The organism is Streptacidiphilus neutrinimicus, assembly GCF_000787815.1.
Classification (GTDB): Bacteria; Actinomycetota; Actinomycetes; order Streptomycetales; family Streptomycetaceae; genus Streptacidiphilus; species Streptacidiphilus neutrinimicus.
In genome coordinates this window covers 4,883-16,220 of record NZ_BBPO01000062.1, presented here as the reverse complement: position 1 = coordinate 16,220, position 11,338 = coordinate 4,883, and the positions used below count along the sequence as shown (strand labels likewise).

General features: G+C 69.3%; 9 protein-coding genes and 2 pseudogenes. 8 read left to right on the top strand and 3 right to left on the bottom strand.

The window, feature by feature from the left end; all coding sequences use genetic code 11:
• The coding region (locus TR48_RS41045; protein ID WP_236652389.1) for an IS5 family transposase at positions 1 to 827 on the top strand (827 nt) is incomplete at its 5' end.
• A gap of 1,028 nt (positions 828 to 1,855) precedes the next feature.
• Here TR48_RS41045 and TR48_RS45945 read toward each other — a convergent pair.
• Positions 1,856 to 2,791: pseudogene (locus tag TR48_RS45945) on the bottom strand (recombinase family protein); the annotation flags it as partial.
• Positions 2,792 to 3,132: 341 nt separating this feature from the next.
• On the opposite strand from TR48_RS45945, the gene TR48_RS41040 reads away from it, so the two are divergent.
• Positions 3,133 to 3,249, top strand: a complete 117-nt coding sequence (locus TR48_RS41040; protein ID WP_084729874.1) for a hypothetical protein — start codon at positions 3,133 to 3,135, stop codon at positions 3,247 to 3,249.
• Here TR48_RS41040 and TR48_RS29590 read toward each other — a convergent pair.
• Positions 3,215 to 3,688 (bottom strand): hypothetical protein, encoded by a 474-nt coding sequence (locus TR48_RS29590; protein ID WP_042373072.1) that lies wholly within the window; start codon positions 3,686 to 3,688, stop codon positions 3,215 to 3,217. The genes TR48_RS41040 and TR48_RS29590 overlap by 35 nt on opposite strands.
• Positions 3,689 to 4,044: 356 nt before the next feature.
• Between TR48_RS29590 and TR48_RS29585 the strand changes: the two genes are divergently transcribed.
• From TR48_RS29585 to tpg, 3 genes are read left to right on the top strand one after another with little or no spacing between them, the layout of a single operon-like run.
• Positions 4,045 to 4,677, top strand: a complete 633-nt coding sequence (locus TR48_RS29585) for a hypothetical protein (RefSeq protein WP_042373070.1) — start codon at positions 4,045 to 4,047, stop codon at positions 4,675 to 4,677.
• Positions 4,678 to 4,709: 32 nt separating this feature from the next.
• Complete coding sequence (locus tag TR48_RS29580; protein ID WP_042373068.1) at positions 4,710 to 6,875, top strand: helix-turn-helix domain-containing protein; 2,166 nt, start codon at positions 4,710 to 4,712, stop codon at positions 6,873 to 6,875.
• Positions 6,875 to 7,432, top strand: a complete 558-nt coding sequence (tpg, locus tag TR48_RS29575) for a telomere-protecting terminal protein Tpg (RefSeq protein WP_042373066.1) — start codon at positions 6,875 to 6,877, stop codon at positions 7,430 to 7,432. Before TR48_RS29580 ends, tpg begins: the two co-directional genes overlap by 1 nt.
• Positions 7,433 to 8,219: 787 nt before the next feature.
• Here the strand turns inward: tpg and TR48_RS29570 are convergent.
• Positions 8,220 to 9,011 carry a DUF5677 domain-containing protein gene (locus TR48_RS29570; protein ID WP_042373064.1) on the bottom strand — a complete coding sequence of 264 codons (792 nt, stop codon included), beginning with the start codon at positions 9,009 to 9,011 and terminating at the stop codon, positions 8,220 to 8,222.
• 120 nt (positions 9,012 to 9,131) lie between these two features.
• Here TR48_RS29570 and TR48_RS29565 point away from each other — a divergent pair, with 120 nt between their 5' ends.
• The 3 genes and pseudogenes from TR48_RS29565 to TR48_RS29555 all read left to right on the top strand — a co-directional run.
• The gene (locus TR48_RS29565; protein ID WP_152628253.1) at positions 9,132 to 9,383 is read left to right on the top strand and encodes a hypothetical protein; all 252 of its coding nucleotides are present in this window, start codon (positions 9,132 to 9,134) and stop codon (positions 9,381 to 9,383) included.
• A gap of 71 nt (positions 9,384 to 9,454) precedes the next feature.
• On the top strand, positions 9,455 to 10,348 hold the full coding sequence (locus TR48_RS29560; RefSeq protein ID WP_042373060.1) for a hypothetical protein: 894 nt from the start codon (positions 9,455 to 9,457) through the stop codon (positions 10,346 to 10,348).
• Between the two features lie 654 nt (positions 10,349 to 11,002).
• Positions 11,003 to 11,338: pseudogene (locus TR48_RS29555) on the top strand (transposase); the annotation flags it as partial.

The window sequence follows — 11,338 nt, the reverse complement described above, 5'->3', positions numbered from 1 at the left end:
CGGAGGTCCGGCGCCTGCTGCCGGTGCCGGCCTGGATGAACGGCCGTGGCGGACAGCCGGAGGCGTACTGCCACCGGCAGATGCTCGACGCGATCCGGTACCTGGTCGACAACGGGATCAAGTGGCGGGCGATGCCGGTCGACTTTCCCGCCTGGGACCGCGTCTACGCGTTCTTCCGCCGCTGGCGCGACAACCGGTTGATCAGTGAGTTCCACGACCGGCTCCGTGACCGGGTGCGGCAGAGCGAGGGACGCAACACCGAGCCGTCCGCCGCGATCATCGACTCGCAGTCGGTGAAGGCGGCGGCGTCCGTCCCCGCTGCCTCACGCGGCTTCGACGCGGGCAACAACATCAACGGCCGCAAGCGACACGTGATCGTGGACTGCCTGGGCCTTCTGCTGATGGTGCTGGTCACCCCGGCCAACGTCACCGACCGGCAGGCAGCCTGCGGCATGCTGCCGCACCTGCGCGCCCGCTACCGCCGCATCCGGCTGCTGTGGGCCGACGGCGGCTACAGCGGGCGCCTGGTCGACTGGGCCCGCGAACACCTGCGGCTGGCCGTCCAGATCGTCAAGCGCACGGACGACATCTCGGGATTCACCGTGCTGCCCCGCCGCTGGTGCGTGGAGATCTGTCAAGCACAGTGCACTTATGGAGTCTGTTGCTCTGGGGTGTCGGTCCAGATGCGGCGGCTGTACCAGCCTGGGGGACGGGTGCGGCGTTCGCGGAGTTCGGCGAGTTCTTGCTGGTCAGCGCGGGCGATGAGGCGGTGGGGCCAGCAGCTGTCCCGCCGGACGGTGATCCAGCCGCGGTTGATCCAGGTGTAGAGGGTAGAGGTGGTCATCTCCAGCTCGACGGCCAGGTCCCCCAGCCACCACTCGTCGGGGCCGGGTTCCTCGCCGGGTGGTGCGGGGCGGTGCCGGTGGACTCGGCCGGCGAGGCAGTCCAGGCGGCGCATAAGGTCGCGGACGGTGGTCGCAGTGATGCGTCTCCCGCCCTTCGCGGGCCGGAAGTGCTCGGCTTCGAGGTGGTCGGCGATCCCGGCGGGTCCGATGCCCTGGCCTGCGAGTTCGCGGATCCGATCGACCAGCTGCGGGTAGTAGCTGAGCTGCTCCAGCCACTGGACCGGCCGGACGACCTCGCCCGTCGTGGTGGTTCCGCCTGCCCAGACGATCGTGACCTGAACCCGCTCGCTGGTGCCGAGAACAGTGACGACGATCTTGTCGACGACTGCTCGGATGATCTCCTTGCGGTCGGCTGTCGTGGTGCTGTCCGCGTGCCACAGGCTCTCGATGTCGCAGGCCAGGGCGGTGATGGTCTGCCGCTCGGCGGCGGTGAGGGTGCGCGGGCAGGTGGCGGTGAAGCGGTCGTACTCCTCCTGGAGCCGTTGCTGGGCGGCGAGCGCGTCCTCCCACTCCTTCTCCAGGTGGCGGACGACCAGCCGGTTCTCCGGCTCGGCGAGGTGATGACTGCGGCGAGCTCGGTCGGCGGTCTGTGCGGCGCGTTCCAACCGCAGCGCCCACAGCCGTTCCAGCTCGGCCCGCTCGGCCAGGACCTGGTCCGCCGCTCGCAGCGATACCTCGACCGCTGCGGGTGCCAGTGCCGCCAGGACCTGCTGCTCGACGAAGACGTCCACGCAGGCCGAGTTGAGAAGCTGACAGCTCCTCAGTGCTCCGTAGTTGGTCACCTCCCGTGCGCACACGTACTCGGCCAGGGCCTTGCCGCGCTGAGAGTGGTAGCGCATGGTCATGCGACGGTGGCAGCGGCCGCAGAAGACCAAGCCGGCCGCGAGCGCGGAGCCGCCCCTAACCGCACCCATCGCTTCGGCAACAGCACGGTTGGCCGCCAGCTTCGCTTCGTTCGCCTGGAACTGCGTGACGCTGATGTATGCGGGCAGGACGTTCTCGATCATCACATGCCATCCGTCCCGGGGGCGGACGACCCGTCCGGTGCTGGGACGAGCCGGGTCCTGTCGGCGCGGGTCGACCCGGCGCCGCCCGTAGGCGTAGATGCCGGCATAGGCGGGGTTGTGCAGCAGGGTCTGCAGCGTCATCCGGTTCGGCCGTCGCCATTCCAGGGTGCCCTTGTCCGGCCCCTCGCGCAGCCGGATGCCCAACTGGACGTCGTGGTCGACCAGATAGCGCAGCACCGCGTGCAAGGTGCCGAGCCGTTCGAACTGCGCGAAGATCAGGCGGATGACGGCCTGGACCTGCTCGTCCGGATCGAATGCGACCTCGCCGGACGGGCGGCGGACGTAGCCGCTGGGCAGTGCGAAGGCCAGCTCGCCGCGGCGGGCCTTGTTCAACCGTCCGCTCCACATCCGCTGCTTGATCAGGTGCAGCTCGGCCTCGCTCATCGTGCCCTTGAGTCCCAGCAGCAGCCGGTCGTTGTACTCGCCAGGGTCGTAGACCCCGTCGGTGTCGGCCAGCACCGCACCCGAGAGGGCACACAGCTCGATCAGCTGGTACCAGTCCTTGCCGGAGCGGGCCAGGCGCGACATCTCGATCCCCAGCACCAGACCGACGTGGTCCAGGCCGATCTCGGTGACCAGGCGCTGGAACCCGGTGCGGGCCACCGCACTCGACCCCGATCTGCCCAGGTCCTCGTCGATCACCAGGACGCGGTCGGCCTGCCAGCCCAGCGCGACCGCCCGGTCGACCAGGGCGTACTGCAGCCGGGTCGACTCCTGGTGGTCGACCAGCTGCTGGCGGGTGGACTGCCGGACGTAGACCACCGCGAGCCGTCGCAGGTGACGATCGTCGATCTTGTGGCCGGGACGCTCCCACGGCATCACTACGCTCATCGCCGGCCCCGTTCACCTGCCGCCGTGGCCAGCGTCAACGCGCGGCCCGCGAGCCGCACCAGCTGCCCGACCACCGCCAGCCGATTCGCCTCCGGCAGCGAAGCCCACACCTGCCTGTCCGGCACCACCCGCACCGTTGTCTGGGGCCGACGTCACAGTCGTCGGGCATGGCGACTCGTTCCCCTCGTCGCTGATCCGGCCCCGCAACCGACGGGCCACAGCGACCAACCGCCACAGACCCTCACGACCGATTATCGGCGTCCCCACACTGCTTTGACTATCCATAAGCGCACTGTGCTTGGGCGATTGAGCGGACGTTCGCGTGGCTGATGCGCTCACGCCGCCTTGCCCGTGACTACGAGACCCGCGCCGACAGTTCGGAGACCATGATCTGGTGGTCGATGAGCATGATCATGAGCCGCCGCCTCGCCCGTCGACGCTGCTGAACATCCCCGGACTCTCCTCGGCCAGCCAGCCCCGCGCGGCCAGGCGCTTGGCCTTCGACCGCACCCCCTCAACCTTCGCGGGAACCGGCTCCAGGCCCAGCGCAGAGGCGAGCTGTCGGCAGTCTACCGCCTCGCCCCGTCCCGCGACGATGTCCATGATCCGCCGGTAGTCCGGCGCGAGGATGGCGGCGTCGAGCCCTGCCCGCCACACCGGCACCACCGAGCCGGGCACCGCACCCGCCGCCACCGCCCGCTCGGCCTCGGCAACCGGCACCTGCAGACCTTCGTTCGGCTCCGCCAGGACCTGCGAGACCGTCTCACGGGCGATCACGAACCGCTCCAAGACGGCCTCCGCGTCCCGAAGTTCCGCCTGGAGACCCTCAACCCGCTGCCGGACCGCGCGTTCCCGTTCCTCCAGCAGCCCCATGACCGACGGCACCAAGCACCTCCACCGAAGCGACGACACGACACGTCATCCCTGCCGCCGAGACGCCGCCCTCACTCCTGACCAGCGGAAACTCAGCGATCACCTTCGGTACGACAACGGCTTCTGAGACTCACGGCACCAGCTTGCCCAAGGGCCCCCTGCTGGTGGGAAGCGGCTCACCGACAGAGCTCAACTGGGCCCAGATCGGGTAGCCGAGCTCGCAAAGACAGCCGAAGCCTTCTGGAGAAGTCGCGGCACCGGCCTCCCGCACCGCGAACCCCGCCTCCTGATAGCATAAGGTGAACTTTGAAGTTCAACGTCTGAGTAGGGGGCGAAAGGTGGTCCAGCATCCACAGGACCCGGCGGCCGTGACCTCGCACACCACCTACCTTCTGCAACGCATCATCGAGGAAGCCCGTCACGCCCTGGATGCCAACGATCCACTGGAGCAGGCCAGGCTCATCGCGACCCTGATTCAGCCATACACGGGGTGGGCCCTGAGAGAGACGGTGCTGGACTGCCGGGACGCAGGAACCCAGTGGTCGAGGATCGCCCCCGAAGTCGGCCTGTCTCAGGCCGTCCTGTCGCGTCAGGTCCGCGGCACCGGCCCGGTGGTGACCATCGCCCCGAGCTACAACGCCTCCCTGGGCAACCCAGGGGCACAGACCCCGCTGTACCTGGCCGCGACCATACTGGTCCAGCGAATGGCTGACCTTGCGGCGACGGCACCCGACACCCCGACCGCGAAGAACCTCCACATCACGGTGATGGCCCTCGGTCAGGCGCTGGCCGCCACGCAGCCCGGCCTGCTCTCGAAGACCGTTGAAGAGGTACTGCGCATCGCCGATGCGGCCGGTGAAGAGGATCACGGCTCAGGCAAAACCGTGCAGGAACGCTTGGTGCGAGAGGCCATCGACGAGCTGCGCACCGCCCACGAACGGGGCCAGGGCGCCATCCGCATGCCTGTTGAGCTCATCACTCGAACCGGAAAAGGAGCGTGACGGTGGCTGAGAAGCCAACCCCTGGTTCCGCGATGACCGGTGTAGAGGCACTGCTTGCTGCGGTCGCCACCGGTGCCGTACTCCCGCCCCCAGCCGAGAGAATCCGCCTGCGCGAGGCAGCCAAGCTCACTAAGGCAGCCGTCGCCCAGGCCCTGGGCACACGGGTCGCCAGCATCGAGGCATGGGAGGCAGGCCGCTCCGAGCCGGTCGGCGAGCGCCTCGAGGCATACCGGGCCCTCCTTGCCGGCTTGGCCGAGCACTACCCCCTGCCTACGCCCTCACCGCAGACACTCACCATGCCCACCGCTGCGGCAGTCCAGCCACAGGCCGCCCAGCAGAACCCATCACCCGCGAGTCCCACGCAGCCGCACCCCGGGACGCAACCGCAGTTCAGCAACGGCCCCCTCCTGGTTCTCGACGGCGACGACCACGCCTACGGCATCGGTGGCCTTGTCCTGGACTGTCCCGCCACCTCGGTCGCGGACCTGGTCGCCTGGACCCTCGCCGAGGCGCGGATCGGCTCGGAACGCCTGCACCCGTCCGGCAGGGACAGCGACCCCCTGGTCGTCCTCACCGCCGCCGCGGTCGCGCGGTTCGGCCTGCCCGAGCGCCTGGCCGACCGGGTCGGGCTGCGCCTGGAGGACAAGCACCCCGTCATCAAGCAGCTGACCAAGGCGAACTGGCAGCTCACCAAGCGCGGCTTCGGCCCTTGGGCCCGGGTCTACCGCCCGGCCGAAGGCAACAAACGCCTCTGCGTGCAGCTTGCGATCCTGCCCTGGGACGCCCTCGACACCCGCGCCTGGGGCGAGCACGCACACGAGCTGCCCGCACCGGAACTGGCCCGGATGCTCGGTACGTTCGCCACCCGCGTCATCACCCCCATCGGCGGAGGCGCCGCGACCGGCATCGAGCTGATGACCGCCCTGCGACCGCCCACCCACGCCGTCCGCGACGCCTCCGGGACCTGGCGCTCCGCCGCGCTGCCCGGCTCGATCCCGGTCCCGGTCGACCCGGCACCGCCGGAGGCCACCCCCGAGCACCCGCTCGCCGCTGGTCGCTCCGACGGACCAGCCGGTGCGCTGGAGGAGGAGTCGCTGGCCTGGTTCCGCGATCCGGAACTGCTCACCGACGCCGAGTGCGCCCTCCCTTTCGCGGTCGGCATCGACGTCAATACCGCCTACCTCGCGGCCGCCTCCCGCCTGCGCGTCGGGCTCGGTGAGGCCGTCCACGTCGACCGGCCCGTCTTCGACAAGAAGCTCGCCGGCTCGTGGCTGGTCGACCTCGCCGCCCTGCACCTCGACCCGCGGCTGCCGAACCCGTTCACTCCGACCGGCGAGCCGCCGACCGGCGCCGCCTGGTACGCCACCCCGACCGTCGCCTACGCCGCCGAACTCGCAGGCCTGCTCGGCCAGCCGTTCACCGTGCAGCCGCTCGAGGCGTGGCTGCGCCCTGATGCCGCTCAGCTGCGCGACCTCGTGGCCGCCTACCGGCTGCGGATCCCGCCCGCGCCCTGGGAGAACGGCGCCGACCCGGCTGCCGCCGAGCGGCTCGGTCTGGACGCCTACCGCCCCGAGTACCTGAACACCCTCCCCAGGTTCGCGGCAGGCCCCTACCTCGACCCCTGGTACAACCGGCTGCGTGCCGCCTACCTGGACACCATGGCCGACCTCGGCGTCACCCCCGACCTCACCCCGGCCGACTACCTGGCGGCCATGCAGCACCACAAGGACACCGACCCCACCCTCGCCGCCGTCCTCTCGGCGATCAAGGCCACCGTCAAGGGCGGCGTTGGCAAACTCCGCGAACGCCCCCAGCAACGCGGTACCGCCCGCGGCACGGCCTGGCCCGCGCTGCGCCGCACCACCTGGAACCCGCACATCCGCGGCACCCTCATCGCCACCGCCAACGCCAACAACCACCGCAAGATCATGAACCTGGCACTCAAGGCCGACCTCTACCCCCTCGCCGTCAACGTCGACTGCGTCCTGTACGCCTCCACCGGGCCCTCCCCGCTCGACGTCCTCCCGTACGACGCCGCCGGCAAGCCCCTCCCAGGTGGGTTCCGCCTCGGCGTCTCACCCGGCATGGTCAAGCACGAGGGCACCCGCGAACTGGTGTGGGCAGCGCAGCTGATGGACGAGAGCCGCAACCCCGCCCGCCTCGTCAAGGGCGGCGACGCGTTCTGGGACGGTGAATGATGACGACCCCCATCACCGACGCACTGCGCACCGCCGCCGAGGGCCAGTTCACCCGCAAACCACCCCTCTCCACCCAGGCCCGCGCCCGCTACCTGGTGAAGCAGCTCGGCGGCACCCGCCCCGTCGCCCAGCTCCTCGGCGTCTCCCAGCGCACCGTCGAGCGCTACCTCACCGGGCAGCGCAAGCAGCCTCCCGCGCCCCTGGCTGAGAAGCTGGAGCGCGAGGTCCGCGCCCGCTGGCAACCGAAGGTCCGCAAGCGTGCCATCGACCGCGCCACCGCCACGACGGGCGTCGCCGTCGAGACCCGCGCAACCTTCGGCTTCGACGCCCCCGCCGGCAGCACCGACGACGCCCGCCTGCGCCGCATCGCGCAGCAACTGCCACCTCATACCGCGGCCCGCCTCTTCGATGCGGCCGCCGCTGGCGCGGCCGAGGCGCAGCTCGCGCAGATTGTCGCGGACGGCCTCGCCGAGGTCTACTTCCGCACCGGCGGCGGCCGCGCCGCCGAGATCGACGTACGCCTCACCGACGTGGACTACATGATCTTCGACCTCTGAGCGCTGCTCGAACGACGGGCGTGGCAGAAAGCTGACCCGGGCCCTGACTTGGGCCACCAGCACGGCCGATGCCGAGCCCGCCGAGCCTGCCGTGCCGGTCGCGCTCGGCCTCGCCGGCCGGGCCGACCCGCGCCGGCGGTGCGGCCCGGCACTGGCTGGACGGGGCGTGCTACCCGGGGTTGGGGAGGTCGCGCTCCGTGGGCCACGCCGGCAGTCGCCCCGGTGTGGCTCACGCCGGTGCAGCTCCCGTGTTCCCCGGATGCGTGCGGTTGCCTCGGCGACGGCTTGTTCCGGCGACCAGATGCGGAAGCCGTGAAAGCGCTGCGAGATCACCCCGTCCTTGTTCAGGAGCCGTCTCTCACGGGTGACGAAGGCGAAGCCTCCGTAGCGGATCGCGGTGGAGACGTGCATGGCGTCGCGAAGGTGGTTGTCACGGGCCTGAGTCCGGTCGACGTTGGGGAAGAGGATCGTGTAGACGTCCTCGAGGCGGCCTGCATCCTCCGCACTGCCCAAGATCGTGTGGTCCGCGCGCGAGTGTGGTCTACCACCGCGGCGCCGAGGGCCTCCGGGTAGGCGGCGCTGGCTTCGGTGAGTCGGGCCCATTTCTCAGCCGGCGCGTCCGCCAGCTCGGTGTCCATCGTGTCGGTCTGCTGCAGGCTGATCCACCCTGCCTCGCGCAGGCTCTTCAAGGTGGTGGAGGCGTCGTCCGCGGCGTCGATGATGTGGGTGTCGATGTAGAGCGTCAGCCCGGTGAGGTTATGCGGGTTGGCAGCGCCGGTCATCGCGGTCAACCCGTCCGCTCTTCGGAGATGTCCCTGTCCAGTTCGGACGCCCGCGTTTCCAGCTCGGGCGGGATCGACAGCCCAAGGTCTCGACGCTGTTGTACCACCAGCGTGAGGATCTCGCGCTCCAGTTGCTCCAGCTCCTGCGCGAGGGGAGCATCCACGACGATCTCGTGGAACGCGACGAGTGCTTCGTAGAGGTGGATCAAGCAGAACCCGGCCTGGCCGATCCGCTCCGTGGGGCCGCCGGTCAAGATGACGCTGCCCTCGTCGACGCGGAAGTAGGGGACGGCCGACTCCCAGGACGGATGGAACCGGGCGACCTCGGTCAGGTAGGACGCCCAGTCGTGCGGGGTGCCGTACTCGTCGCACCGCCGGCGAAACTGCAGCAGGTTGTCCTGCCGTTTGTCGAGGTCCTTCCCGTCGTCGACCACGGCGTCGAAGTCGGTGAGATCGACCGACGTCCAGTTGGCGGTCTGCAGGGCGTCCTTGCGCTTCCCCGCCTCGTGAGAGGCGCCCCGGCGCAGGACAGTCGAGACGGAGTTCCCCTCAACAGCGAGCCACTTGAGTGCGACGACGTGCTCCACGATGGAGCGCCGGATCGGCCCGGCCTCCTCCTGGAAGCCCGTGCGCTCCAACTGCAGGACCGCCTCCACACCGCGGTGGCAGCGCATGTACCAACCGTGCGCGACGTGGGTCACTTCGCGATGCGTTTCCTTCACCCGCTTCGAAGCGAGGCTCGGATAGAGCGCGAAGACCCGCGGAAGCAGATCCCGATACTGCTGTTCGACCGACATGAGCCCGACGATACGACAAGCCGTCCTGGCTCTTTGGGGCCGCTCCTGGTAACGCCCAGTCGGGCACCAGGCCGAGTAACACCCAACGCGGGAGAGGCGTGGGCTGACAAGCTCTGCTGCATGAGTGACAACCGCGCGGAACCTCCCCATGGGCCGGTGACGATCGTCCGCAGCCGCTACGGCGGAACCTACGAGCCCGGCGAGTGGATCGCGTTCCCCTGCTTGCCAAGTGACATCCCCGACGACTGGCGCGGCGGCGATGTGGCATGCGCGGTGTTCTTCGAACAGCGGCGCGGAGAGGTGGGCGGCGGCCCGACTCCGGACGCCGCCCTCGCCGATCTGGCGCGCCTGCGCGCTGGTCAGACGCGGTGACGCCCCGGGGGCGCAGGACAGTGCCGTCGCAGCGTGGTACGGGTATCGGCGATGTCGAGGGGAGGGCGGGGATGACGGGAGCTGACAAGGCCTCGATGACCGGTCGAAGAGTTATCAGGCCGTTCGAGTGGGTGGCCGCTTTGCTGGTGGTCCTTGCCGCCGGCGCGGCGATCGCCATGTTCTTCACGCAGGAGGTGTGTGACCAGCAGTTGGCTGCCACAGGGAGTGTCGTGACGGTGTGTCGGCACCCACAAATGACCGATCCCCCGATGGTCATCTTTGGTCTGGTGATCTTGGTTCTTCTGGGCGTCTTCTTCTCTGAGGTATCTGGCTTTGGAATCACTCTGAAGCGCCAAGTTGAGGAGGCTCGCAGTACCGCGCAGGAGGCCATCCGCGAGACCCGGCAGATCGATGAGAGGCACCGGGAGGCGGCGGGAGATCTGGCGGAAGGGGTGAGAGAGGCGCTCAACAGAGTGCAGCCGTCCGGCCAGGTCGTTGAACCAATGCCGGTCGACCCTGTTGATCCGCTGGCTGCGCGGTACAACGAGATCCGGTGGACCATGTCCAGTGGGCCCGCAAGGACGGCCGAGATGACTGCAGTGGTGCACGAGATGATCTCCTTGCTGCGAGGCGCCCGAGAGTTTGACGTCGCAAGCCATCTCCGCAGCAGCGATCGCGGGTTGCGACTGGCCGCAGTCGCGTACCTGTACGCCAACCCGGACCCGGCATGGGCGCGCCAACTTGCCGAGACGGCGGTGTCCGAGGACAAGCCCTTCAACGAGTATTGGGCGCTCAAGGCGCTGAGTGAGGTTCTCAGGGGGCACTGCGAGGAACTAGACGACGCTATGAGGGACAAGCTTCAACTCCGATCGCGGCAGCTGCCCCCGGGCACCGACCGCTCCGAGCAGATCAACAAGCTGCTGCACGATTGCCCGCCTGGGCGGGGAGGCCAGGCCGTGACCTGAGGCACGCCGCCCCGAAGACCGGAGCGGGCGCTCCAGGGCTTGGCGGTGACCGACGCAACGGTCCCCGTCCGGGGCTCCGAGACATGACCGGGGACGGAGATGTAGGCCCCCGGCGACCGGGCAGTTCGCCCAGATCTAGCCAGCGCCACTTTCGACTGGCCTCATCACTTCACACGCGGGACCGAGCCGCGGGCAGCGGAGGGCCCGCCAGGCAACTCACAGCCCAGATCCTCTACGGCCCTCGGTAGAGGATCCAGTTGGTCAGGTGCAGTCGGTCGCTCGCGACGAGGGCGGGTACGCCTTGCTGGTCGGCGGCTTGAGCGCGGGCATGGTCGAGGTAAGAACAGCGGGCCGATCTCGGTCGGCGGGTCCCGCACCAAGGACTCGTACAGGTCCGCTCCCCATTGCGGGTTCGGAACCGCGAACAGCCGCTGGAACCCGGCGATGTCGATCGACCCGTTGTCCACTGCGGCCATGAGCTCGGCGAAGGTGACGGAGTTGCCTTCCATGGCGCGCCCGGTTGTGTCCTTTGAGGTGGTGTACGGGTTCTGCCTGATCCGGGGGTTTGCTTCGGCATCGGAGTGAGTCCCGGGATAGAAGAACGGCCACCGGCTGATCCTTCAAGACGACCAAGTCACGAAGGAGTTCAGCACGATGACCGCACCTGACAGTGTGCCCCTGCATGCCCTCACCGAGGAGAACATCGCGTCGGCGAGTCCCGATCTGCTGCGCGCGATGGTGAAGACCTTCGCGGACGCGTTGATGTCCGCGGAGGCCGACGCCGTCTGCAACGCCGAGTACGGGCAGGTCAGCGACGAACGCGTCAACTACCGCAACGGCTACCGCCCGCGCGAGTGGGACACCCGCGCCGGCACGATCGAGCTCGCGATCCCGAAGCTGCGGCAGGGCAGCTACTTCCCCTCGTGGCTGCTGGAACGGCGGCGGCGGGCCGAGCAGGCCCTGATCTCGGTGGTCGCCACCGCCTACCTG